This window comes from Gordonia sp. IEGM753 (assembly GCF_050321825.1).
Lineage (GTDB): Bacteria > Pseudomonadota > Gammaproteobacteria > Pseudomonadales > Pseudomonadaceae > Aquipseudomonas.
Genome location: NZ_JBNQGB010000003.1, coordinates 391,187 through 416,924 on the forward strand (window position 1 = coordinate 391,187; position 25,738 = coordinate 416,924).

Here is a 25,738-nt window from a genome sequence, read left to right on the forward strand (position 1 = left end):
TTCCGACGATAACCACCAGCCCGCTGTGCGTTTTCAGTTTCGCCCATTTTTTGGCTGCTATTTATTACAGGCCCAGGTTCATGCCCGAATACGTTAATTGGCTTCGTCACGCTTCGCCTTACATCAATGCCCACCGCGATTGCACCTTTGTTGTCATGCTGCCCGGCGACGGTGTGGAGCATCCCAACTTCGGCAATATCGTCCACGACCTGGTGCTGCTGCACAGCCTGGGCGTGCGACTGGTGCTGGTTCACGGTTCCCGCCCGCAAATTGAAACCCGCCTCACCGCACGCGGCCTGACGCCGCATTATCACCACGGCATGCGCATCACCGATGCTGCAACGCTTGAGTGTGTGATCGATGCGGTCGGCCAGTTGCGCATCGCCATTGAAGCGCGGCTCTCGATGGACATGGCTTCTTCGCCGATGCAGGGCTCGCGTTTGCGCGTCGCCAGCGGCAACCTCGTGACCGCGCGGCCAATCGGCGTGCTCGAAGGGGTCGACTATCACCACACCGGCGAAGTGCGTCGGGTTGATCGCAAAGGCATTAATCGGCTGCTGGACGAGCGCTCCATTGTGCTGTTGTCGCCACTGGGCTACTCGCCGACCGGTGAAATTTTCAACCTGGCCTGCGAAGACGTGGCCACCCGTGCCGCTATCGACCTGGGTGCCGACAAATTGCTGCTGTTCGGCGCTGACCTGGGTTTGATCGATGAAAACGGTCGGCTGGTACGTGAATTGCGCCCGCAACAAGTACCGGCGCATTTGCAGCGACTGGGCAGCAATTATCAGGCTGAGCTGCTGGATGCGGCCGCTGAAGCTTGCCGTGGCGGGGTGGCTCGCAGTCATATTGTGAGTTACGCCGAAGATGGCGCGCTGCTCACTGAGCTGTTCACCCGTGACGGCGGCGGTACATTGGTGGCGCAAGAGCAGTTTGAGGTGGTACGCGAAGCGGCTATCGAAGACGTCGGCGGTTTGCTGGATTTGATCAGTCCACTGGAAGAGCAGGGCATTCTGGTGCGTCGCTCGCGCGAAGTGTTGGAGCGTGAGATCGAGCAGTTCAGCGTGGTTGAGCGCGAAGGCATGATCATCGCCTGCGCAGCGCTGTACCAGATTGCCGATTCGGATGCGGGTGAGCTGGCTTGCCTGGCGGTGAATCCGGAGTATCGCCACGGCGGCCGTGGCGATGAGCTGCTGGAGCGCATCGAAACCCGCGCCCGCGCTAAGGGTTTGAAAACCCTGTTCGTACTGACGACCCGCACCGCGCACTGGTTCCGTGAGCGCGGTTTTGTGCCCAGCAGCGTCGAGCGCCTGCCATCGGCGCGAGCCTCGCTGTACAACTACCAGCGTAATTCGAAGATTTTCGAAAAAACCCTCTGAAGTGATCGTTCCCCCGTTTTGCGGGGGAATGCTCGTCGAAATAAAACCGATATACAAACTGTAACAATTTGACTGGATAGTGCCCGTCTGGCCATCATGCGTCGCCTTCTCGTCAGGGCTTGACGCTTGAAGGCATTGATCAAAGCTGAATGATCTAAAAAAAAGCAGATCAATTCCGTTTAGGAATGAGCCTGCGGATTGTCTCGACTACAGTGTTGGGTCAACGGCAGACGCGTATATTCCTAAGCGATATGAAAAAGGACGAAATAATTCTTTTTGGAATTATCAAGAAGCCATTACTCTGCGGGACAGATTTACTGCGGTTAGACCTTGGTCGTAGACACACATGGTTACGATTGACTTGTTAGTCACGGTCTGGCGCTAATCGCGCATCTTAGGATCCCGGGCACTCGACCCAGGACCAGGAACACAAGAATTAGAACGAGAGGAGCGAAACAATGAACAAGTCCACCTTGGCCCTGGCTGTGGCCGTAGGGGTTTTGGCGCAGCAAGCAGGCGCCGCCGGTTTCATCGAAGACAGCAAAGCTACTTTGGGGCTGCGCAACTTCTACATCAACACTGACAACCGTGATGCGGCTGCTGGCTCGGCTGCGAACAAAAAAGCAGGCGTTCAGAGCAAAAACGAAGAATGGGGCCAAGGCTTCGACCTGCGCTTCATCTCCGGCTACACCCAAGGTACTGTCGGCTTTGGTGTCGATGCTATCGGCCTGTTGGGTATCAAGCTGGATTCGGGCGGCGGCACCAACGGCGCCACTGCTACTTCTTACGGCGGCACTGTGTTCCCAAGCAAGTCCAACGGCGAAGCGGTTGATGACTACTCCAGCCTGGGCCTGACTGCCAAAGCCAAGATTTCCAAGACCGAACTGAAACTGGGTACCTTGCAGCCTAAAAACCCGGTCATCGTAACCAACGATGGTCGTTTGCTGCCGCAAACCTGGCAGGGTGGCCAGATCACTTCCAACGACATCACTGACTTGACGTTGGTTGGCGGTAAGATCGAACAGGTTAAGGGTCGTAACTCGAGCAACAACGAGCAACTGTCGATTTCGGGTGCCAACAGCCCTACCGCGACGGGCCGCGACAGCAATAATTTCATCTATGCGGGCGGTGACTACAAGATCACCAAGGATCTGACCGCTCAGTACTACTACGGCAAACTGGAAGACTTCTACAAACAGAACTTCCTGGGCCTGGTGCATAACTGGTCGATCGGTCCTGGCGTACTGAAATCTGACTTGCGTTACTTCAACAGCAAGGACGACGGTGCCAACGCTAACGACAAGAACTACTTCACCACCGGTTACTACGGCGGTACTGTCACGAAGGGTAAAGTCGACAACAATCTTTACAGCGGCCTGTTCCTGTATACGGTTGCTGGTCACACCTTCGGTGGCGGTTACCAGGTCAGCAATGGCGACAGCGACTTCCCATGGCTGAACCAGGGTGACGGTTCTTCGAACGGCACTATCACCGACATGCAGATCCAGAAGTTCGGCCGTGCCGGCGAACGTACTTGGCAAGGTCGCTACTCTTATGACTTCGCCAAGCTTGGCTTGCCAGGCGCGACCGCCGGTATTGTCTATCTGCGTGGTGACAACATCGATAACGCTACCGGCGACAAGACCGAGTGGGAACGCGACCTGACCCTGGCTTACGTCGTACCAGAAGGCCCGCTGAAAAACCTCGGCTTCATGTGGAAAAACGCTATGTGGCGTAACGACATCCCAGGTCAACGTGACCAGGATGAAAACCGCCTGATCGTCAGCTACTCGATCCCGCTGTTGTAATAGCCATCGCGTAACTGCTGTAAAAAAAGCCCCGCCCGGCATTTCGCCGCGCGGGGCTTTTACGTTTTCAAGGCGAGGTCACCCCCGTAATCCCGCCTTGAATTTCCCTCTTTGCAGCTACTCAAGGCCTTCTCGAACCTTGAGGGCGATACTCGTCCGGTTAGTCATTGAGGTCCAGTGAACAGATGTTTAATATTCAAAAAAGATCTAAATAAATCGATATTTATTCTTTTTAATGTCAGCGAAATACAGGCACAGTTGAGCTCATCAAGCACTCACCAGGAGCAGCACCATGAGCCTCAGACTTGGCGACATCGCCCCCGACTTCGAACAGGATTCCAGTGCCGGCACCATCCGTTTTCATGAATGGCTGGGCGATAGCTGGGGCGTGCTGTTTTCCCATCCGGCGGACTTCACCCCGGTGTGCACCACCGAGCTTGGCTTCACCGCCAAGTTGAAAGATGAATTTACCAAGCGAGGGGTCAAGGCCATCGCGTTGTCGGTAGACCCGGTGGACTCGCACCACAAGTGGATCGAAGACATCAACGAAACCCAAGGCACGACCGTCAACTTCCCGATTCTCGCGGATGCCGACCGAAAGGTGTCGGACCTGTACGACTTGATCCATCCGAACGCCAACGACACGCTCACCGTGCGCTCGCTGTTCGTGATCGATCCGAACAAAAAGGTGCGGTTGACCATCACCTACCCGGCGAGCACCGGCCGCAACTTCCATGAAATCTTGCGGGTGATTGATTCGCTGCAGCTCACCGACAACTACAAAGTGGCCACGCCAGCCAACTGGCAGGACGGTGATGAAGTGGTGATCGTGCCTTCGCTCAAAGACGAAGACGAAATCAAAAAGCGCTTCCCCAAGGGCTATCGCGCAGTGAAACCTTACCTGCGCCTGACGCCACAACCGAACAAGTGATCAGTGCGTTGCTTCTGATACAGCTTCGCGAGCAGGCTTGCTCCCGCAGGGGGTCTTTGGTTGACCCTGTCTGTGTGATTTATCCCGATGCACTGTGGGAGAGAGCTTGCTCGCGATGAGGGCATTCAATAAGCAGGGATTTCAGGCCGTTTTCACGGCCTGTTTTTTTGCCCGTAATAAATGTGTTTGTATATTTCTTTATTGCATAACTAAATGAATAAATATGATTTATGGATATATAAATCAGCTGTTAAGGTCATGCCATTGAAGCGAGATCGCACACTGCGAATCGCCAACACCGTTCAAGGAATCATCTGAATGCTGGTCGTCTCACTCGGTGGAAGTCCCAGCCAACGCTCCCGCTCCGGGGTGCTGCTGGAGCGTTCTCAGCGTTGGTTGCAGGAGCAAGGTGTGGAAGTGGTGAGTTACCAGGTACGGGACTTCCCGGCCGAAGACTTGCTACACGCACGGTTCGATAGCCCGAAAGTGATCGACCTGCTGCAACAGATTGAAAACGCCGATGGCCTGGTGATTGCCACACCGGTTTACAAAGCATCCTTTTCCGGTGCCTTGAAGACTATTTTGGACCTGCTGCCCGAACGCGCATTGGCGCATAAAGTGGTTTTGCCGATGGCCACCGGTGGCAGCATCGCCCACATGCTGGCGGTGGATTACGCGCTAAAACCGGTGCTGTCAGCATTGAAAGCGCAGGAAATGCTGCACGGTATTTTCGCCGAAGACAGTCAGATCGCTTATGGCGAAGGCAGCGCCCAGGCGCAGTTGGCGCCGGAGCTGGAACAGCGACTCAACGAATCGCTGGATCTGTTCTTCAGCGCCATGGCCCGACGTCCGAAGCCGATCGATCCACGCCTGTTGAATGAACGTTTACTGAGTGCTCGCTGGAGCATTTAAAGCCTTTTATTTTTTAGTTTTAAAACTCGCCTTACTCAGCCGCTAACGGCCAAGCAGGTGCAGCCAACACCCAATCGCAAAAAGGAGAGCGCTATGCGCACTGTTATTTTGCGCCGCGGTCTGGTCGCTCTGTTTGTGGCGGCTGTGTCCTTCGGCGTTATTTCTCAGGCTCAGGCCGAGACGCTACGAATCGGTTATCAAAAGTACGGCACTTTGGTGCTGCTCAAAGCCAAGGGCACGCTGGAAAAACGTCTCGCTGCACAAGGTGTGGACGTGCAATGGACTGAGTTCCCTGGCGGTCCGCAGTTGCTGGAAGGCCTGAACGTAGGCTCTATCGACTTTGGCGTTACCGGTGAAACGCCGCCCGTGTTCGCCCAAGCGGCCGGTGCCGATCTGCTGTATGTCGCTTATGAACCGCCAGCGCCACACAGCGAAGCAATCCTGGTGCCGAAGGACTCGCCGATCAAATCGGTGCAGGCGCTCAAAGGCAAGAAAGTCGTCCTCAACAAAGGCTCCAACGTGCACTACCTGTTGGTGCGTGCGCTTGAAGATGCCGGCCTCAAATACACCGACATCCAGACCGTGTTCCTGCCACCCGCCGATGCCCGCGCCGCCTTCGAGCGTGGCAGCGTCGATGCCTGGGTTATTTGGGACCCGTACCAGGCTGCCGCCGAACAGCAACTGCAAGCGCGCACCTTGCGCGACGGGCAAGGCATCGTCGACAACCATCAGTTCTACCTGGCGACCAAGCCTTACGCGCTGAAAAATCCTGAGGTGATCAAGACCCTGGTGGAAGAAGTGCGCGCGGTCGGTGAGTGGTCCAAAGCCAACCCGGACGATGTCACCCAACAGGTTGCGCCCCTGCTCGGTCTGCCTGCGGACATCACCCTGACCTCGGTGAAACGCCAAGGTTACGGTGCGCAATTTTTGACCCCTGAGGTGATCGCCGCCCAACAGAAAATTGCCGACAGCTTCTATCAGCTCAAGCTGATTCCCAAGCCGCTGAGCATCAAAGACGTGATCTGGACGCCACCGGCGGCCGTTGCCACAGCACCGTAATCGAATCCCTAAGGAGACCACTCCATGAGCCTCAATATCTTCTGGTTCCTGCCTACTCACGGCGACGGCCATTACCTTGGCACCGCTGAAGGCGCTCGCGCCGTCGACCACGGTTATTTGCAACAAGTCGCGCAAGCGGCCGATCGTCTGGGGTTTGGCGGGGTTTTGATCCCTACCGGCCGCTCGTGCGAAGACTCGTGGCTGGTTGCCGCGTCGCTGATTCCGGTGACCCAGCGTTTGAAATTCCTTGTTGCGCTGCGCCCCGGGATCATTTCCCCGACGGTTGCAGCGCGTCAGGCAGCGACGCTGGATCGACTGTCTGGCGGTCGCGCGTTGTTCAATCTGGTCACGGGCGGCGATCCGGAAGAATTGGCCGGTGACGGTTTGTTCCTCAGCCACGAAGAGCGTTATCAGGCTTCAGTAGAATTCACCCGCATCTGGCGCCGGGTACTGGAAGGCGAAACCGTTGATTACGACGGCCAGCACATCAGCGTGAAGGGCGCCAAACTGCTTTATCCGCCGATCCAGCAGCCGCGTCCGCCGCTGTACTTCGGCGGTTCTTCCGAGGCGGCGCAAGACCTCGCGGCCGAACAGGTTGAAATGGTCCTGACCTGGGGCGAGCCACCGGCGGCTGTTGCCGAGAAGATTGAACAAGTGCGCGCCAAAGCAGCGAAGCTTGGTCGCACCGTACGTTTCGGTATTCGTTTGCATGTGATTGTCCGTGAAACCAACGCCGAAGCGTGGCAAGCAGCCGACCGTCTGATCTCGCACCTGGACGAAGAAACCATCGCCCGCGCCCAGGCTTCTCTGGCGCGTTTTGACTCGGTCGGGCAGCAGCGCATGGCCGCATTGCATGGCGGTAGTCGCGACAATCTGGAAGTCAGCCCCAACCTGTGGGCCGGCGTCGGTCTGGTACGCGGCGGTGCGGGTACTGCGCTGGTGGGTGACGGTCCGACCGTGGCCGCCCGCGTGAAGGAATACGCGGACTTGGGCATTGATACGTTCATCTTCTCTGGCTACCCACACCTGGAAGAGTCGTATCGCGTAGCCGAATTGTTATTCCCGCACCTGGACATCGAACGACCTGAGCTACCCAAAGGCGCCAATTACGTCAGCCCGTTCGGTGAGATGGTCGCCAACGATATTCTTCCCAAAGCCGCGTCCCAGAGCTGAGGCGCGCCATGAAAAAAATCATCCACAATCTGGCGCCTTGGGCGTTACCGATCTTGCTGCTGGCGGTATGGCAGTTATCGGTGTCGGCAGGCTGGTTGTCGACGCGGATTCTCCCCGCGCCGATTGCCGTTATCGAAGCCGGTGTGAGCTTGGTGCGCAGCGGTGAAATCTGGACGCATCTGGCTATCAGCGGCTGGCGTGCGGCGCTCGGTTTCACCATTGGCGGCAGTATTGGTTTGGCCCTGGGGTTTATCACCGGGTTGTCGAAATGGGGCGAACGCCTGCTCGACAGTTCGGTGCAGATGATTCGTAACGTGCCGCACCTGGCGTTGATTCCACTGGTGATCCTGTGGTTCGGCATCGACGAATCAGCGAAGATTTTTCTGGTCGCCTTAGGCACGTTGTTTCCGATTTACCTCAATACCTACCACGGTATTCGTAACGTAGATCCGGCGCTGGTGGAAATGGCCCGTAGCTATGGTTTGTCCGGGTTCAGCCTGTTCCGCCAGGTGATCCTGCCGGGTGCATTGCCATCGATTCTGGTGGGCGTGCGCTTTGCGCTGGGGTTCATGTGGTTGACGTTGATCGTCGCAGAAACCATTTCCGCGAGTTCCGGCATCGGCTATCTGGCAATGAATGCCCGGGAGTTTTTGCAAACCGACGTCGTGGTGCTGGCGATTCTCCTGTACGCGGTGCTCGGCAAACTGGCAGACCTTGCGGCTCGTGGGCTTGAGCGAGTGTGGTTGCGCTGGCATCCGGCGTATCAGGTTAGCAAGGGAGGTGCCGCATGACGGCTCAACAACCTCCACGTTTGCTGCGCGGTATTCCGCTGGCAGTGCGTAAGTTGCAAAAAACCTTTGGGTCGCGACACGTGCTGCGAGAGATCGATCTGCACATTCCCGCTGGCCAGTTTGTGGCTGTCGTCGGGCGCAGCGGTTGCGGCAAAAGTACGTTACTGCGGTTACTGGCCGGTCTCGACAAACCCACTGGCGGTGAGCTGCTGGCAGGTTCGGCGCCGCTGAGCGATGCGCTTGAAGACACGCGATTGATGTTTCAGGAAGCACGTTTGCTGCCGTGGAAAAAGGTCATCGACAACGTTGGTCTGGGGCTCAAGGGCAACTGGCGGCCCAAAGCGCTGGAAGCTTTGGAGTCGGTGGGCCTGGCCGACCGCGCCAATGAGTGGCCAGCGGCATTGTCCGGCGGTCAGAAGCAACGTGTGGCACTGGCTCGCGCACTGATCCATCAACCGCGATTGCTGCTGCTGGATGAGCCGTTGGGCGCACTGGATGCCCTGACCCGAATTGAAATGCAGCAACTGATCGAGCGGCTCTGGCAGCAGCACGGTTTCACCGTGTTGCTGGTGACCCATGACGTCAGTGAAGCCGTGGCGATTGCCGATCGGGTGATCCTTATCGAAGACGGCGAAGTCGGCCTCGACCTGCACGTCGAATTGCCGCGCCCTCGGGTTCGCGGCTCACATCGGCTGGCAACGCTGGAAACCGAAGTGCTCAATCGTGTGCTGTCACTGCCCGGCGAGCCGCCGGAACCGGAACCTGTTTCACCATTGCCTACGCAATTGCGTTGGGCGCAATAGAAGCAGCGGCAAGTTGCAAGGTTCAAGTGGCAAGTAAAAGCGTTCTGCTTCTTCTTGTGGCTTGTAGCTCGTAGCTTGCGGCTCATATCGACTCCAGGAGAAATCGCATGACTATCAAAGCCATCAACGTTCGTAACCAGTTCAAAGGCTCGATCAAGGAAATCGTACTCGGTGACGTGCTGTCGGAGATCGACGTACAAACTGCGTCCGGTATCGTCACTTCGGTGATTACCACGCGCTCGGTAAAAGAGCTTGAGCTGGTAGTCGGTAGCGAAGTGATCGCGTTCGTGAAGTCCACAGAAGTGTCGATCGCCAAGTTGTAAGTTGTGCGTAAACGACAGCCCCGAAGGGTTTAAGCCCTTCGGGGTTTTTTATGGGCGCGCCAGGCAGGTTGGCGCTGCGGCATTCGCGAGCAAGCCCGCTCCCACAAGGGAAAAACATTTCAAATGTGGGAGCAAGCCTGCTGCCACAAGGGAAAAGCATTCCAAATGTGGGAGCGAGCCCGCTGCCACAAGGAGAACGCATTCCAAATGTGGGAGCGAGCCTGCTCGCGATGAGGCCATCGAAGCCACTATGAATCTCAGGCTCAAAGCGTGCGCTTGTGCAGATAAGGCGGCAGATACAGTCCCAGGTACGCATCAAACACCCGCATCCCTTCCTCGGCCATACGCGGGGTTATCTGCCCGTGCTGCTGCACTGAGCGCGCGTAAACGCGATCGCCCAACTCCATCGCCAGTGCAAACACATCGACATCATTGGGCAGCCTCGGCAGTTCGAAGTGATGATCGAACAGCTTGTGCATAAGGTCGCCGAGTTCAATATCGTGCTGGCGGTCGGCCTGGGTAACCTCGGTCAAACCGTGCTGCGCGAGAATCAGTTGGCGGGCGGCGGCATCCTCGTCATAAATCACCAACATGCGCTGTTCCACCAATCGTGACAGGTCGCGCCAACCGGTGAGGCCGTCGTGATTGATCGGTGCCTGGAGGCAGGCGCGGAACGCCGCGTGCACGTCGGCAGTCAGCGCTTCGAGTAAAGCCGGGACGCTGGCAAAGAAGTGATAGACCGAGGAGGGCGGGATGTCCGCGCGTTCGGCGACACTGTAGATCGACAGGCTGGCCACCCCCTCGGTCGCCAGCAGCGTACGAGCGGCATCGAGGATCGAATCGATCCGCGCCTGACTGCGTGCGCGGGGTTTGCGAGTAGTGGCGGTGCGAGTCATTGAAGTCTCCAGCGAAGGCAGCGGGCATTGTACGAGCAGGCATCTATGTTGTCTGCCAGGACGCCATCGCTAGCAGGCTAGCTCCCACAGGGATTTTTCGGTGCACACAGGATTTGAGTTCACTGGAGATCAACTGTGAGAGCTAGCAGGCTAGCTCCCACAGGGATTTTGCGGTGCACACAGGATTTGAGTTCACTGGAGATCAACTGTGAGAGCTAGCAAGCTAGCTCCCACAGGGATTTTGCGGTGCACACAGGATTTGAGTTCACTGGAGATCAACTGTGGGAGCTAGCAGGCTAGCTCCCAAAGGGATTTGTGGTGCACACAGGATTTGAGTTCACTGGAGATCAACTGTGAGAGCTAGCAGGCTAGCTCCCACAGGGATTTGCGGTGCACACAGGATTTGAGTTCACTGGAGATCAACTGTGAGAGCTAGCAGGCTAGTTCCCACAGGGATTTTGCGGTGCACACAGGATTTGAGTTCACTGGAGATCAACTGTGAGAGCTAGCAGGCTAGCTCCCACAGGGATTTGCGGTGCACACAGGATTTGAGTTCACTGAAGATCAACTGTGAGAGCTAGCAGGCTAGCTCCCACAGGGATTTGCGGTGCACACAGCATTTGAGTTCACTGGAGATCAACTGTGAGAGCTAGCAGGCTAGCTCCCACAGGGATTTGTGGTGCACACAGGATTTGAGTTCACTGGAGATCAACTGTGAGAGCTAGCCTGCTAGCGAACCGCCGAAGGCGGCCATAAAAAAACGCCGCTGACTGTAAGGCCGGCGGCGTTTCTTTTTACTGCAGCCGCTAATACGGTATGCAGGTACCAGTTGTACTCTAGGTAGGAGATGGAGTGCTCGAACTCCTCTAACTAGCTCTGATAGCAGGTTGGGTCATTGTGGCTCTCGCGGTTCCGGTAAAGTCTTTGCAAACTTACCTTGGCCAATATCCACAGTGTCCCACCTTGGCCGCAAGACGCCTTCGGCTGGTCTCACGCGACTGGGGAAGTCCCGTTTCGCCTGCTTTCAGTTAAAATGCGCATAGCTATAAGGTCAGGTGCGTCATTTTCAAAGCTCTCCCACAAAACATCATCGTTCAGTAGCTCTACCTTAAGTTTGCTCATTTTTTCATAGTAGTTCATGCCTTGGTCCCCTATATGTATGTCGAAGAACTCCTCGAGAGCGAACTGAAATGGCGTCGGAATGTTATCAATATGGGTGGCAATATTTTGTCTGAATTCAAAATAGGTTTTGTCGTAAATCCTGATCTGATTTTCAAGTGTAGGGTTGTTGGAGTTAATGATGTTGCTGTCTACACCGGTGTAAAGTGGATCATTGAATCCGGCAGAGTGTATTAGTTCGTGAACCATCATATGTGCCAATAGAAGCGGGTGGCGGATCAGATTTGCCATGTTGGTAGTAAATACTAATGGTACTTGTGGGCTTTCTAACATAGCAGGCAGAGGTGACGGATTTATTGCGTAAGTTAGTGGACGATTTGCTGCCTTGTCCTTGTCTAATCCTGCCGAACTTTGCTCCATGAGTACGTATTGGATGCATTGTCGAGACAAACTATTTGCATGGCATGGGTTTTCTGCCAGTTCAATCAAGAAATCTATTAATGTCCGATTGCCGATATACGAATCTCTACTTCCAAAGTCAGCCTGACTGACATTCATTTCAGAGAGAAGGTTTGTGTAGACGGTGTCGCTTGCGTGACCGCGTTCCGAGGAGGTTAAATGGGTAGTTTGTTCAAGCATCCAATCGAGGAAAGCTTTCAGGTATTCCCCCGATCCACCTTCGCTCACTGGTGGCAAGGGGATGTCGCAATTCTCTATGCACTGATCCCGAAAGCTTTTCAAATAGATAACTGAGTCTTTACGACCTTGCTCGATAGCATTGAATATCTCTGGAAATTTTGTTTGTATCTCGCTGTCACGGGCCACCTCATGCCCATCTATATCGTCTACTGCAAGTTTGATAAAAAATTCAGAAATAGACTCTCGAGTGATGTTCGACGCAGCAGCTACATTAATTTCGCGACCAGCCCAATCCATTAGATTAAACACTGTACTCGCCGGATCATAATGACTGATCAGCGGTTCTGCCCTCGGAAAGTGAGAGGGATTGTTCTCGCGTATAGCTCCAGAGTTGGTTGTCCCCGAGCCATAAAAATGTCGGATCGCAAAAGGGGCGCCCAGAAGCATTCCTATCCCTGTCACGATGCCTGTCACCTTGGCGCACGTTATAAGTCTGCTCTTAATCGGATTTTCAGCAGTGCTGTTCGTGCTCGGCTTAGCCACATTTTGAATGTCTTTATTCCAAGTTTTTACCATCGGCTGCAATTCGAAATTATTTGGCGTGTTGCCGGCCTGCTTGAGTGAAGACGCATTTTTTGAAGGGGGGGGTTGTCTCGTCAACAAGTTGGTAATTGTAACCTGGCCGTGCTTGTGAGATAGCTTCGTTCGGCATACTCGCCCCTGTGACCTTTTATAGGTGAAAAATAATCGAGTTACTTCACAATAATTAAGTAACCCTCTACTGCGCCGAACAAGAGTCGCAATGGCTTGAAACTTTACGTGTGAGAACGCTGTTGTCCCCGTCGCACCGGCTTTTGAGTGTGACATCACCGCGACAACTGTTTTGTCAAATTCCGCTCATCGAGATGGGTTAACTTACCGTTCCACTTTTTCAGCAGGGCCTGTCGCAACAACCGCTGGTCGGCGGTGTTAGCCGCGGCGGTCTCGAGTCAATGTCCGAAGTTCTGCACCGCCTCGACGATCTTGACCACCACCTGAGCAGACATTCGCTGTGTGTGTCCAGCGAGCGCCTATACCGCAAAGGCCTCGCCATGGCCAGGTCTCTTCTGACTCGGCCGGCACAACAAAACGCATAAAAAAACGCCGCTGACTGTAAGGCCGGCGGCGTTTCTTTTTACTGCAATCGCTTACACGGTATGCAGGTACCAGTTGTATTCGAGGTCGGAGATGGAGTGTTCGAACTCCTCCAGCTCGCTCTCTTTACAGGCGACGAAGATATCGATGTATTTAGGATCGATGTACTTGGCCATGACTTCGCTGTCGTCCAGCTCACGCAGTGCATCGCGCAGGTTGTTCGGCAGGCTCTGCTCGTTTTGCTCGTAGGAGTTGCCTTCTACGGGCGCGCCCGGCTCGATCTTGTTGGTCAGGCCGTGGTGCACGCCAGCCAGTACCGAAGCCATCAGCAGGTACGGGTTGGCATCGGCGCCGGCAACGCGGTGTTCCAGGCGAACCGCGTCTGCGGAGCCGGTGGGCACGCGTACCGCAACAGTGCGGTTGTCCAGACCCCAGCATGGCGCATTCGGCACGTAGAACTGTGCGCCGAAACGACGGTAGGAGTTGACGTTCGGGCAGAGGAAAGCCATCTGCGCCGGTAGGGTCTCGAGCACACCGCCGATCGCGTGACGCAGTGCGGCGTTCTGCTCGGGATCCTCACTGGCAAAAATATTTTTGCCGTCTTTATCAAGGATCGAGATGTGGACGTGCAAACCATTACCTGCCTGGCCCGGGTAAGGCTTGGCCATGAACGTGGTGTCCATCTCATGGTCGTAGGCAATGTTTTTGATCAGGCGTTTTAGCAGAACCGCGTAGTCGCATGCCTTGATCGGGTCGGCAACGTGGTGCAGGTTCACTTCGAACTGCGCCGGAGCACTTTCCTTGACGATTGCATCAGCCGGGATGCCTTGCTCCTTCGCACCTTCCAGAATGTCCTGGAGGCAGTCGACGTATTCGTCGAGGTCGTCGATCAGGTAAACCTGTGTCGAGTGCGGGCGTTTGCCGGAGATTGGCGAACGTGGCGGCTGTGGACGGCCGTTCACGTTTTCCTGGTCGATCAGGTAGAACTCAAGTTCAAACGCGGCGCAGATGGTCAGGCCCATATCGTCGAACTTGGTAACAACTTGACGCAAGACTTCACGGGGATCCGCGAAGAAGGGTTCACCTTCGAGTTCGTGCATGGTCATTAACAGTTGCGCGGTAGGGCGCTTCTGCCAAGGCTCATTGCACAGGGTGTCGGGGATTGGATAGCAGATTCGGTCAGCATCGCCGATGTCCAGACCCAGGCCGGTGCTTTCCACCGTAGAGCCATTGATATCCAGAGCAAATAGAGAGGCCGGCAGGTTGATGCCTTTCTCGTAAACCTTGTGGAGGCTGGTGCGTTCGATGCGCTTGCCGCGCACCACACCATTCATATCCGCAATCAGAAGGTCAACGTACAGAACCTCAGGATGTTCCTTAAGGAACGCGTTCGCTTCGTTAAGCTGAACGGCACGCGGGGGTACCGACATGATGCAACACCTTTGTTGTTAAAAATATCAATCATTGATCTCTTCGGGTTTCAGTCAACCCGAACGGCATGCCGAAGTCAAGCGAGGCCTTTTTTGCCCTAAAAAAGCGCCCGTGAGGCTTTTTTGAGGCACTTTGGGGCGTTTTTTGGTCTTTCAGTGTAATGACGACCGCAGGCTTGAGCGGGCCGTGTTGTATTTTTTACGGGGGTGTTGTGTAAAAAAATGAACAAGGCTAAGCTCGAATCAAACCCATAACAGCAATAATACCGGGGTGCTTCATGTCTCGCCTGCCGATAATCGGCGTCACCGTGTGCTCAATGCAGCGCGGTCTGAATGCTTATCACATCAGTGGCGACAACTGCGTCCGCGCCCTGGCCTTGGCAGCTCCGGGTTTGACGGCGATTGTTTCATCACCGTCGAACCGACCGCTACCGTCCGATATTCTGGACGGCTTGGGCAACACCCCCATTACGGTTACTTCATTCAATATAGAACCGATTCACAATAGCGGCTCGGCCAATAAGCTGAGCACCGCTCGTGATTCTGCACGCCCGGCATTCGCCTTGCAGCACTTGGCAAGCACGATAGCGTGTAGCAGACACTGATTTCAACGCGGCGCCGATGCGTCAAACAACGCCTGACTTATAAGAGTCAGGAAACTCAGCCTAGAGGCATTTATGAGTAACAACCTCGACCAGCTCACCGATTGGTTGAAAGACCACAAGATCACAGAAGTCGAATGCATGATTGGCGACTTGACCGGGATCACTCGGGGCAAGATTTCGCCGACCAACAAGTTTATTGCCGAAAAAGGCATGCGCCTGCCTGAAAGCGTTCTGCTGCAGACGGTGACGGGCGACTATGTCGAAGACGACATCTATTACGAGCTGCTCGACCCGGCTGATATCGACATGATCTGCCGCCCCGACCAGAACGCGGTGTTCCTGGTGCCTTGGGCCATCGAGCCCACTGCGCAGGTGATTCACGATACGTACGACAAGCAGGGCAACCCGATTGAGTTGTCGCCGCGCAACGTGCTTAAAAAGGTCCTGAAACTCTATTCCGACAGGGGCTGGCAGCCGATTGTGGCGCCAGAAATGGAGTTTTACCTGACCAAGCGCTGCGAAGACCCGGACTTCCCGCTGCAGCCGCCGATTGGCCGTTCGGGCCGCCCTGAAACGGGCCGCCAGTCGTTCTCGATTGAAGCGGCGAACGAATTCGATCCGCTGTTCGAAGACGTCTACGACTGGTGTGAACTGCAAGAGCTGGACCTCGACACGTTGATCCACGAGGACGGCACGGCTCAGATGGAAATCAACTTCCGTCATGGCGATGCCCTGTCGTTGGCCGACCAGATTCTGGTGTTCAAACGCACCATGCGTGAAGCCGCGCTGAAACACGACGTGGCGGCCACCTTCATGGCCAAGCCGATGACCGGCGAGCCTGGCAGCGCCATGCACCTGCACCAGAGCATCATTGATATCGAAACCGGCAAGAACGTCTTCTCTAATGAAGACGGAACCATGAGCCAGTTGTTCCTGAACCACATCGGCGGTCTGCAGAAATTCATTCCTGAATTGCTGCCGCTGTTTGCGCCCAACGTCAACTCGTTCCGCCGCTTCCTGCCGGACACCTCGGCACCGGTAAACGTGGAGTGGGGCGAAGAAAACCGCACCGTGGGCCTGCGGGTTCCGGACGCCGGCCCGCAAAACCGTCGGGTGGAAAACCGCCTGCCGGGTGCCGACGCCAACCCATACCTGGCGATTGCCGCGAGCCTGCTGTGCGGCTACATCGGCATGGTCGAGGGCATCAACCCGAGTGCGCCGGTGGTTGGGCGTGGCTATGAACGCCGCAACTTGCGCCTGCCACTGACCATCGAAGACGCGCTGGAACGCATGGAAAACAGCGCGACTATCGAGAAATACCTGGGCAAGAAATTCATCACCGGCTATGTCGCGGTCAAACGAGCCGAGCATGAAAACTTCAAGCGCGTGATCAGTTCGTGGGAACGGGAATTCCTGCTCTTCGCCGTCTGATGCGCCGGGCGCCGCCGTCGCTGGCGGCGCTTTCACTGGAATCCAAGGAGAATTCGCATGACCAGTAACAACCCGCAAACCCGTGAGTGGCAAGCGCTGAGCAATGATCACCACCTGGCGCCGTTCAGCGATTTCAAGCAGCTGAAAGAAAAAGGCCCGCGGATCATTACCCATGCCAAAGGCGTGTACCTGTGGGACAGCGAAGGCAACAAGATCCTCGACGGCATGGCCGGTCTGTGGTGTGTTGCGATCGGCTATGGTCGCGATGAGTTGGCCGATGCCGCCAGCAAACAAATGCGCGAGTTGCCTTATTACAACCTGTTCTTCCAGACCGCTCACCCGCCGGTACTTGAGCTGGCCAAAGCCATTGCCGATATCGCGCCTGAAGGCATGAACCATGTGTTCTTCACCGGTTCCGGCTCTGAAGGTAACGACACCATGCTGCGTATGGTTCGTCACTACTGGGCGATCAAAGGCCAGCCGAACAAAAAAGTCATCATCAGCCGCAAGAACGGTTATCACGGTTCCACCGTGGCCGGCGCGAGCCTGGGTGGCATGACCTATATGCACGAACAAGGCGACTTGCCGATCCCGGGCATTGTTCACATTGCCCAGCCTTACTGGTTTGCCGAAGGCGGCGACATGACGCCGGAAGAGTTCGGTGTGTGGGCAGCCAATCAGCTGGAAGAGAAGATTCTGGAAGTCGGCGTGGACAACGTCGGTGCCTTTATTGCCGAGCCGATTCAGGGCGCAGGCGGCGTGATCATTCCGCCAGAAACCTACTGGCCGCGCATCAAGGAAATCCTCGCCAAGTACGACATTCTGTTCGTCGCCGATGAAGTGATCTGCGGTTTCGGCCGTACGGGTGAGTGGTTCGGTAGCGATTTCTATGGCCTCAAGCCAGACATGATGACCATTGCCAAAGGCCTGACGTCTGGCTACATCCCGATGGGTGGCCTGATCGTGCGCGACGAAGTGGTCGCAGTGCTCAATGAGGGTGGTGATTTCAACCACGGATTCACGTATTCGGGTCACCCGGTAGCCGCTGCTGTGGCGCTGGAAAACATCCGCATCATGCGCGAAGAAAAAATTATCGAGCGCGTTCACGCAGAAACGGCACCGTATTTGCAAAAGCGTCTACGGGAACTGAACGACCATCCGTTGGTGGGTGAAGTGCGCGGTGTAGGCCTGTTGGGGGCCATCGAACTGGTTCAGGACAAAGCCACCCGCAAACGTTACGAAGATCGCGGTGTTGGCATGATCTGCCGTCAGTTCTGCTTCGACAACGGACTGATCATGCGTGCCGTGGGCGACACCATGATCATTGCTCCGCCGTTGGTGATTACACCGGCCGAAATCGATGAGCTGGTGGCCAAGGCGCGCAAGTGCCTGGACCTGACCCTGAGTGCGTTGCAGGCCTAAGTGCTAGGCTCTGGGCGGAGTGCGAAGGTGGCACTTCGCTCAGTGCAAATAAAGGATGGGCCTTTCCTTGAAAGCCTGCCTCGGAACTTGCCAGACTACCGGTTGTTCGGATGCCCAGTAAAAGGCCGCTGAGCACGTGGTTAAAAAGAAAAATTGGAGCATTACCCATGAAGGCATTAGGTATGAAGATAGCTGGCAAGACCCTCCTCGCCATGTCCCTGCTGGGCGTGATGGCGGGTGCAGTTCAGGCGGACGATAAAGTGTTGCACGTCTATAACTGGTCCGATTACATCGCTCCGGACACCATCGCGAACTTCGAGAAAGAGTCCGGGATCAAAGTGGTGTACGACGTTTTCGACAGTAACGAAACCCTCGAAGCCAAGTTGCTGGCAGGCAAGTCCGGTTACGACATCGTCGTCCCGTCGAACAACTTCCTCGCCAAGCAGATCAAGGCCGGTGTTTACCAAAAACTGGACCGGTCCAAGCTGCCAAACTGGAAAAACCTGAACCCGGACCTGCTTAAAGCGGTATCGGTCAGCGACCCGGGTAACGAACACGCCTTCCCTTACATGTGGGGTTCGATTGGTATCGGCTTCAACGCCGAGAAGGTCAAGGCTGCTCTGGGCCCAGACGCGCCGACTAACTCCTGGGACCTGATTTTCAAACCTGAAAACGCCGCCAAGTTGAAGTCGTGCGGTATCAGCGTGCTGGATTCGCCAACCGAGATGATTCCGGTGGCCTTGCATTACCTGGGCTATCCAACCGACAGCCAGGACAAAAAACAACTGGCCGAAGCTGAAGCGCTGTTCCTCAAGGTTCGCCCTTCGATCGCCTACTTCCACTCCTCCAAGTACATCTCCGACCTGGCTAACGGCAACATCTGCGTAGCGATCGGTTACTCGGGTGACATCTACCAGGCCAAGTCCCGCGCTGCTGAAGCCGGCGACAAGGTGAAAGTCAGCTACAACATTCCGAAAGAAGGTGCAGGCAGCTTCTACGACATGGTCGCCATCCCTAAAGATGCCGAAAACGTCGAGGGCGCCTACAAGTTCATGACCTACCTGCAGAAGCCGGAAGTCATGGCTGCAATCACCAATGCCGTGCGCTTCCCGAACGGCAACGCGGCGGCGACCCCGTTGGTTGATAAAGACATCACCAGCGACCCGGGCATCTACCCACCGGCTGACGTTCTGGCCAAGCTGTATGCGATTGCCGACTTGCCGGCCGCTACCCAGCGGATCCTGACTCGCAGCTGGACCAAAATTAAGTCCGGTAAGTAACACATCTGTAGCAGTTGCCGAAGGCTGTGTTGAGGTTTGAAAGACCTCCGCTTTTTCGACAGCACGGCGGCTTCGCAGTCGAATGCAGCCTGCGGCAGCTGCTACAGATCTTCATAAAGTTTGCTGGAACGGTTTATCGAGGGTAAGTTGCGCGCCGGTTTTGTTGCTGGGCAGCTAAGGCTGTCATGTAACACGGGGCAACTTGGGCCCAACTAATTTCAGAGGACCTCCACTTGCCTATTTTTTCTTTGTTACGCAATGCACTGTTGGTGGCTGCCGGGCTGACGCTGGCCGTCAGTGTTCAGGCCGCTGGCACTGTGCATATTTATAACTGGTCGGATTACATCGGTCAGACCACCCTTGCCGATTTCCAGAAATCCACCGGCATCAAACCGGTGTATGACGTTTTCGATTCCAACGAAACCCTGGAAGGCAAACTGCTGGCCGGGCGTACCGGTTACGACGTGGTGGTGCCGTCCAATCACTTCCTTGGTAAACAGATCAAGGCTGGCGCCTTCCAGAAACTCGACAAGTCGCAGTTGCCCAACTATTCCAACCTTGACCCGGTACTGCTCAAGCGTCTGGAGCAAAACGATCCAGGTAACTTGTACGCCGTGCCTTATCTGTGGGGCACCAACGGCATCGGTTACAACGTCGACAAAGTCAAAGCGGTACTGGGCGTCGACAAGATTGATTCGTGGGGTGTGCTGTTTGAACCCGAGAACATCAAGAAGCTACACAGTTGCGGCGTAGCGTTCCTCGACTCGGCTGATGAAATGATGCCCACAGTCCTTAACTACATGGGGCTGGACGCTAACAGCACGAACCCCGCTGATTACAAAAAGGCTGAAGCCAAGTTGCTGGCTGTGCGGCCTTACGTGACGTATTTCCATTCCTCCAAATACATCGCAGACCTGGCCAACGGTGACATCTGCGTGGCCATCGGTTTCTCCGGTGACATCTTCCAGGCCAAAAACCGGGCTGATGAAGCGAAGAAAGGCGTGAACATCGCCTACACGATTCCTAAAGAAGGTGGTGCGCTGTGGTTCGACATGCTGGCGATTCCCAAGGACTCGACCAACGTCAAGGAAGCCCATGCCTTCATCAACTATTTACTGAAACCCGAGGTTATTGCTCAGGTCAGTGATTACGTCGGCTACGCCAACCCGAATCCAGGGTCGGACAAACTGATGGAACAGTCCATTCGCACCGACGAAGCGGTTTATCCACCGCAAGCAGTCCTCGACAAAACCTACGTATCGGTCGAGTTACCACCCAACATTCAACGTTTGATGACCCGCAGCTGGACCAAGGTCAAGACGGGTAAGTAGCTTCAAAGCTCAAACTATCCAAGGTTGGCTCACCTTGAGCGAACTGCACTCTTTTTTTCTGGGAGTTTCGTAAATGGCAGTTGCCTCCGGCGCCTATAAGAAAGCCCTCGAGGGCGACCAATCACCTAAACAGGTGTTGGTCAAAATCGACCGGGTCACGAAGAAGTTCGACGAGACGATTGCCGTGGACGATGTGTCCCTGGAAATCAAAAAGGGTGAAATCTTCGCCCTGCTCGGCGGTTCGGGATCGGGCAAATCCACCTTGCTGCGCATGCTCGCAGGCTTCGAACGGCCGACCGAGGGGCGTATTTTCCTCGACGGCGTCGACATCACCGACATGCCGCCGTACGAACGACCGATCAACATGATGTTTCAGTCGTACGCTTTGTTCCCGCACATGACGGTGGCGCAGAACATCGCCTTCGGCCTCAAGCAGGACAAGATCCCGGCGTCTGAAGTCGATGCTCGCGTGGCCGAAATGCTCAAGCTGGTACAGATGAGCCAGTACGCCAAACGCAAGCCGCATCAGTTGTCCGGTGGCCAGCGTCAGCGTGTGGCCTTGGCGCGTTCGCTGGCCAAGCGTCCGAAGCTGTTGCTGCTCGATGAGCCGATGGGCGCGCTGGACAAAAAGCTGCGCTCGCAGATGCAGCTCGAACTGGTCGAGATCATCGAGCGTGTTGGCGTGACCTGCGTCATGGTGACCCACGACCAGGAAGAGGCCATGACCATGGCCGAGCGCATCGCGATCATGCACCTGGGCTGGATCGCTCAGATCGGCAGCCCGATCGACATTTACGAAACCCCGACCAGCCGCCTGGTCTGCGAATTCATCGGTAACGTCAACATCTTCGAAGGCGAAGTGATCGACGACGCCGAAGGCCACGCGATCATCACCTGCAAGGACCTGGACCGTAAGATTTACGTCGGCCACGGCATCAGCACTTCGGTGCAGGACAAGTCTGTCACCTACGCCATTCGCCCGGAAAAACTGCTGGTGACGGCCGATATGCCGACCTGTGAATACAACTGGTCGAGCGGCAAAGTGCATGACATCGCCTACCTCGGCGGGCATTCGGTGTTCTACGTCGAACTGCCGAGCGGCAAACTGGTGCAATCGTTCGTAGCCAACGCCGAACGTCGTGGCCAGCGTCCAACCTGGGGTGACCAGGTGTACGTGTACTGGGAAGACGACAGCGGCGTGGTACTTCGCTCATGAACATGCGCAAATTCAAACGCCGACTCAATCGAATAATTCCCGGTGGCCGCCAACTGGTCATCGGGGTCCCGTTCATCTGGCTGTTCATGTTCTTCATGCTGCCGTTCTTCATCGTCCTGAAGATCAGTTTTGCCGAAGCCGACGTCGCCATTCCGCCGTACACCGAGATCTACAACTTCGTTGATCAGAAGCTGCAGGTGCTGTTGAACCTGGGCAACTACGCGATGCTTGGCGACGATGAGTTGTACATCGCCGCTTACCTCGGCTCGTTGAAGATGGCGTTTTTCAGCACCATCCTCTGCCTGTTGATTGGCTATCCGATGGCCTATGCCATCGCCAGCGCGCGCAAAGAGCTGCAAACGGTGCTGGTGCTGCTGATCATGATGCCGACCTGGACCGCGATCCTGATCCGCGTTTACGCATGGATGGGCATCCTCAGTAACAACGGTCTGCTCAACGGTTTCCTGATGAGCATGGGCTGGATCAACGAACCGCTACAGATCCTCAACACCAACCTGGCGGTGTACATCGGCGTCGTTTACTCCTACCTGCCGTTCATGATCCTGCCGCTTTACGCCAACCTGGTGAAGCACGACAACAGTTTGTTGGAAGCCGCGTCGGACCTCGGTTCGAGCACGTTCAACAGCTTCTGGAAGATCACCATTCCGCTGTCCAAGAACGGCATTATCGCCGGTTGCATGCTGGTGTTCATTCCGGTCGTGGGCGAGTTCGTGATCCCGGAACTGCTCGGTGGTCCGGAAACGCTGATGATCGGTAAGGTGCTGTGGCAAGAGTTCTTCAACAACCGAGACTGGCCGGTAGCGTCTGCGCTGGCGGTGGTGATGCTGGCGATCCTGATTGTGCCGATCATCCTGTTCAACCGTAGCCAAGCCAAAGAAATGGAGGGCAAAGAATGAAGCGCTTCAGTTTCTCGAGTTTTATGCTGGTGTTCGGACTGCTGTTCATCTATGCGCCGATGCTGATCCTGGTGATCTACTCGTTCAACGCCTCCAAACTGGTGACGGTGTGGGGCGGCTGGTCGATCAAATGGTACGTCGGCCTGCTCGACAACACCCAACTGATGGGCTCGGTGGTGCGTTCGCTGGAAATCGCCTGCTACACGGCGGTGGCGGCGGTTGCATTGGGTACGCTGGCAGCGTTCGTGCTGACCCGTATCACTCACTTCAAGGGGCGCACGCTGTTCGGTGGCCTGGTGACTGCACCGTTGGTAATGCCCGAAGTGATTACCGGTCTGTCGCTGTTGCTGCTGTTCGTGGCCATGGCGCAGATGATCGGTTGGCCGCAGGAACGCGGCATCATCACCATCTGGATCGCCCACACGACGTTCTGTGCGGCGTACGTGGCGGTGGTGGTGTCGGCGCGTCTGCGTGAGCTGGACCTGTCGATTGAAGAAGCGGCAATGGACCTTGGTGCGCGGCCGTGGAAGGTGTTCTTCCTGATCACCATTCCAATGATCGCGCCGTCCCTGGCAGCAGGCGGCATGATGTCGTTCGCCTTGTCGCTGGATGACTTGGTACTGGCGAGCTTCGTTTCGGGCCCTGGTTCGACGACCTTGCCGATGGAAGTGTTCTCGGCGGTGCGTCTGGGCGTGAAGCCAGAGATCAACGCCGTGGCGAGCCTGATTCTGCTGGCCGTGTCTATCGTCACCTTCCTGGTCTGGTTCTTCAGCCGCCGTGCTGAAGAAAGCCGCAAACGGGCGATTCAGCAAGCGATCGAAGAGAGCGCCGCCGATTCGTGGAAGCAACCGGACGTGCGTCGCGCACAAGCGCCGGAAGTGGCCTAAAAGCAATGCCGGGTCGACCACAAATCCGTGGTCGACCTGAATCCCCTGTGGGAGCCTGCTCGCGAAGACAATGTGTCTGCCAATACTGATGTTGAATGTGCCGGCCCCATCGCGAGCAGGCTCGCTCCCACAGGTTTTGCAGTGAACGCCAACCAAGTGTTCGACACCGATCAAATGTGGGAGCGAACCTGCTCGCGATGGTGTGTCAGCTACGTCGTTGTTGACTGACACGCTATCGCGATCCGGCTCGCTCCCACATTTTGTTTCAGGACACCCAAGGAGATTTGCGGATGATCTCCACAAAGTTCAGGGGCTTGAAGCCTGGCTCGCTGTCCACCAGCACATCGGCGTTTACGGTGCCGAACGTGCTGTCCGGTTTGTGTTTGAAACCGTTGGCGAACGCGCACAGGATGCATTCCTTGAACCCTTCGCCGCGCGGGTGGGCATGTACCACCGCTTCACGCTGTACGGTGGAAAACGCGGCGTAGTCGATGCCCAGCACATCCATTTCGACGCCTGCTGTGACCAGCGCCACGTTCGGCCGCAAATGCTGAACGACGCCCGGCGTGGTATGCAAGGCAATCGACAACCACACCTGTTCAATGTCGTCGTCTGAAAATCCGTAAGGCTTGAGGAAAGCTTTGGCGGCGTTGGCGCTATCAACTTCGAAGCGCTCATCGTTGCTGCGATGACCTTCCACCAGCCCCAGGTCGTGGAACATGGCGCCGACGTAAAGAAGCTCCGGGTTGTAAGCCAATTGCTTGCGCTCACCGCTCAGGGCGCCGAACAGGAATACCCGGCGTGAGTGGTGGTAAAGCAAGTCGGATTCCACGTCGCGAATGTATTCAGTGGTGGCTTTGGCCAACGCGCTATCAGGGATTTTGATGCCGGCAATGATGCTGCTCATGGTAGTTTCCTCATGCAGAACGCCCTAGCGGCGCTGATGAATCAAGTCTGTTCTCGCCCCCGCAACCGGACAATCGATGCATGGCTGCGATCCTTGCCAATGAGCATGCATATCGCGCCAAACCCGCTTGCTGGTCGCGGATTGGCTAAGTTTGGTCTCGGCGGATACGCTTTTGTGGCGAGGGGATTTATCCCCGGTGGGCTGCGCAAAGGGTCCAAAAAGTCCGGGAGCGCTGTGCACTCCAACGGGAATAAATCCCCTCGCCACGAAGACGCACTTGCCACAGATCCGTGGTGGCCCTGATCCATTGAGAGCGATACCTACCATGAATAAAACCGTTGCCATCGTGGTGTTCTCGGGTGTGCAGTCACTGGATGTCACCGGCCCTATGGATGTGTTTTCCGAAGCCAATCGTTTTCTGCCGTCACACGATCACTATCGGCTGCAAGTGATTGGGGTGGAGCACGCCACAATGGCGTGCTCCAACGGTTTGTCACTGAACGCGCACAAGCATTTCAGTGAGGCTCTGGAGGCTTACGACCTGCTGTTGGTGGCGGGCGGCCCGCAGTTGCCGTTCGTGGATTTTGGCCCGGCATTTGATGCCTGGTTGCGCGATGCCTGCGCGCGGGCCCAGCGGTTTGGCTCGATCTGCAACGGTGCTTTCATGCTCGCCAGGGCCGGGCTGCTGGAGGGGCGCACGGTCACCACCCACTGGAGTGATGCCGCAGAGTTGGCGCTATTGTGCCCGTCAACCCAGGTTGAAGCCGATCGGCTGTACGTGCAGGACGGTGAGCTGTATACCTCGGCCGGGGTGACGGCGGGGATAGATCTGTCGCTGTACCTGTTGGCCCGGGACTACGGGCCGGAAGTGGCGCTGAGTGTCGCGAAGCGGCTGGTGGTATTTACCCAGCGCTCGGGCGGTCAATCGCAGTTCAGTCCATTCCTCACACCGCATGCGGAGCCGACTTCGGCGGTGGCATTGGTGCAGCTTTATGTGCTCGCCAACCTCACGGGTGACTTGACCATTGCCGACCTGGCCAACGCAGCCAACATGAGCGCTCGTAACTTTTCGAGGGTGTTTGCCAGGGAAGCGAAAATAACCCCGGCGGAGTTCGTCGAGCGGGCGCGGGTAGACGCAGCGCGAGTGATGCTCGAAAGCACCGCTGCGCCGCTCAAGACCGTCGCCTATCAATGTGGCTTTCGCGATGCCCAGCACATGCGCAGCGTGTTCAATCGCAGGTTGGGCGTGACGCCACAGCAGTTCAGGCTGAACTTTGCAGCGATGGTTTGAACGCATGAATATGCGTTGTTCTTGCGAGCCTCATCGCCAGCAGGCTGGCTCCCA

Annotated in this window: 21 protein-coding genes; 17 read left to right on the forward strand and 4 right to left on the reverse strand. The window is 56.2% G+C overall.

Features of this window, described 5'->3' with window-relative positions:
* The first annotated feature begins 80 nt into the window (after window positions 1-80).
* The 9 genes from argA (at window position 81) to ACQR3R_RS18800 (ending at window position 9,179) form a co-directional block, all read left to right on the forward strand.
* Complete coding sequence (gene argA, locus ACQR3R_RS18760; RefSeq protein ID WP_428274105.1) at window positions 81-1,379, forward strand: amino-acid N-acetyltransferase; 1,299 nt, start codon at window positions 81-83, stop codon at window positions 1,377-1,379.
* Window positions 1,380-1,837: 458 nt separating this feature from the next.
* Window positions 1,838-3,187 carry an OprD family outer membrane porin gene (locus ACQR3R_RS18765; protein WP_428274107.1) on the forward strand — a complete coding sequence of 450 codons (1,350 nt, stop codon included), beginning with the start codon at window positions 1,838-1,840 and terminating at the stop codon, window positions 3,185-3,187.
* Window positions 3,188-3,479: 292 nt separating this feature from the next.
* Entirely contained in the window at window positions 3,480-4,118 is a 639-nt protein-coding gene (locus ACQR3R_RS18770) for a peroxiredoxin (protein ID WP_428274109.1), read from the forward strand.
* 318 nt (window positions 4,119-4,436) lie between these two features.
* The gene (gene ssuE / locus ACQR3R_RS18775; protein WP_428274111.1) at window positions 4,437-5,030 is read left to right on the forward strand and encodes an NADPH-dependent FMN reductase; all 594 of its coding nucleotides are present in this window, start codon (window positions 4,437-4,439) and stop codon (window positions 5,028-5,030) included.
* Between the two features lie 93 nt (window positions 5,031-5,123).
* Window positions 5,124-6,089, forward strand: a complete 966-nt coding sequence (locus tag ACQR3R_RS18780) for an aliphatic sulfonate ABC transporter substrate-binding protein (RefSeq protein ID WP_428274113.1) — start codon at window positions 5,124-5,126, stop codon at window positions 6,087-6,089.
* Window positions 6,090-6,113: 24 nt separating this feature from the next.
* Entirely contained in the window at window positions 6,114-7,262 is a 1,149-nt protein-coding gene (ssuD, locus tag ACQR3R_RS18785; protein WP_428274115.1) for an FMNH2-dependent alkanesulfonate monooxygenase, read from the forward strand.
* 8 nt (window positions 7,263-7,270) lie between these two features.
* Entirely contained in the window at window positions 7,271-8,053 is a 783-nt protein-coding gene (ssuC, locus tag ACQR3R_RS18790; protein WP_428274117.1) for an aliphatic sulfonate ABC transporter permease SsuC, read from the forward strand.
* Window positions 8,050-8,856, forward strand: coding sequence for an aliphatic sulfonates ABC transporter ATP-binding protein (ssuB, locus tag ACQR3R_RS18795; RefSeq protein WP_428274119.1), 807 nt, complete (start codon window positions 8,050-8,052; stop codon window positions 8,854-8,856). Before ssuC ends, ssuB begins: the two co-directional genes overlap by 4 nt.
* Window positions 8,857-8,963: 107 nt before the next feature.
* The gene (locus ACQR3R_RS18800) at window positions 8,964-9,179 is read left to right on the forward strand and encodes a TOBE domain-containing protein (protein WP_003229256.1); all 216 of its coding nucleotides are present in this window, start codon (window positions 8,964-8,966) and stop codon (window positions 9,177-9,179) included.
* Between the two features lie 263 nt (window positions 9,180-9,442).
* Here the strand turns inward: ACQR3R_RS18800 and ACQR3R_RS18805 are convergent, their stop codons facing one another.
* The 3 genes from ACQR3R_RS18805 to ACQR3R_RS18815 form a co-directional block, all read right to left on the reverse strand.
* Entirely contained in the window at window positions 9,443-10,075 is a 633-nt protein-coding gene (locus ACQR3R_RS18805; protein ID WP_428274122.1) for a TetR family transcriptional regulator, read from the reverse strand.
* Between the two features lie 990 nt (window positions 10,076-11,065).
* Complete coding sequence (locus tag ACQR3R_RS18810) at window positions 11,066-12,496, reverse strand: hypothetical protein (RefSeq protein ID WP_428274124.1); 1,431 nt, start codon at window positions 12,494-12,496, stop codon at window positions 11,066-11,068.
* Between the two features lie 524 nt (window positions 12,497-13,020).
* Entirely contained in the window at window positions 13,021-14,397 is a 1,377-nt protein-coding gene (locus ACQR3R_RS18815; RefSeq protein WP_428274126.1) for a glutamine synthetase family protein, read from the reverse strand.
* 677 nt (window positions 14,398-15,074) lie between these two features.
* Between ACQR3R_RS18815 and ACQR3R_RS18820 the strand changes: the two genes are divergently transcribed.
* The 7 genes from ACQR3R_RS18820 to ACQR3R_RS18850 all read left to right on the forward strand — a co-directional run bounded on the left by ACQR3R_RS18820 (window position 15,075) and on the right by ACQR3R_RS18850 (window position 23,486).
* Window positions 15,075-16,433, forward strand: a complete 1,359-nt coding sequence (locus ACQR3R_RS18820) for a glutamine synthetase family protein (RefSeq protein ID WP_428274128.1) — start codon at window positions 15,075-15,077, stop codon at window positions 16,431-16,433.
* 57 nt (window positions 16,434-16,490) lie between these two features.
* Window positions 16,491-17,855, forward strand: a complete 1,365-nt coding sequence (locus ACQR3R_RS18825; RefSeq protein ID WP_428274130.1) for an aminotransferase — start codon at window positions 16,491-16,493, stop codon at window positions 17,853-17,855.
* 167 nt (window positions 17,856-18,022) lie between these two features.
* Window positions 18,023-19,135: an extracellular solute-binding protein gene (locus ACQR3R_RS18830; RefSeq protein ID WP_428274132.1), complete on the forward strand. Its 1,113-nt coding sequence runs from the start codon at window positions 18,023-18,025 to the stop codon at window positions 19,133-19,135.
* 233 nt (window positions 19,136-19,368) lie between these two features.
* Window positions 19,369-20,466 (forward strand): extracellular solute-binding protein, encoded by a 1,098-nt coding sequence (locus ACQR3R_RS18835; protein ID WP_428274134.1) that lies wholly within the window; start codon window positions 19,369-19,371, stop codon window positions 20,464-20,466.
* Window positions 20,467-20,539: 73 nt separating this feature from the next.
* A complete protein-coding gene (locus ACQR3R_RS18840; protein ID WP_428274136.1) occupies window positions 20,540-21,682 on the forward strand; it encodes a polyamine ABC transporter ATP-binding protein in 1,143 nt (380 codons plus the stop codon).
* Window positions 21,679-22,599, forward strand: coding sequence for an ABC transporter permease subunit (locus tag ACQR3R_RS18845; protein WP_428274137.1), 921 nt, complete (start codon window positions 21,679-21,681; stop codon window positions 22,597-22,599). The genes ACQR3R_RS18840 and ACQR3R_RS18845 overlap by 4 nt, the downstream gene beginning before the upstream one ends.
* Window positions 22,596-23,486, forward strand: a complete 891-nt coding sequence (locus tag ACQR3R_RS18850) for an ABC transporter permease subunit (protein ID WP_428274139.1) — start codon at window positions 22,596-22,598, stop codon at window positions 23,484-23,486. The genes ACQR3R_RS18845 and ACQR3R_RS18850 overlap by 4 nt, the downstream gene beginning before the upstream one ends.
* Before the next feature lie 265 nt (window positions 23,487-23,751).
* Here ACQR3R_RS18850 and ACQR3R_RS18855 read toward each other — a convergent pair whose 3' ends face one another.
* Complete coding sequence (locus ACQR3R_RS18855; RefSeq protein WP_428274141.1) at window positions 23,752-24,393, reverse strand: HD domain-containing protein; 642 nt, start codon at window positions 24,391-24,393, stop codon at window positions 23,752-23,754.
* A 325-nt stretch (window positions 24,394-24,718) separates the two neighbouring features.
* Between ACQR3R_RS18855 and ACQR3R_RS18860 the strand changes: the two genes are divergently transcribed.
* On the forward strand, window positions 24,719-25,684 hold the full coding sequence (locus tag ACQR3R_RS18860; RefSeq protein ID WP_428274143.1) for a DJ-1/PfpI family protein: 966 nt from the start codon (window positions 24,719-24,721) through the stop codon (window positions 25,682-25,684).
* The last annotated feature ends 54 nt before the right edge of the window (window positions 25,685-25,738 follow it).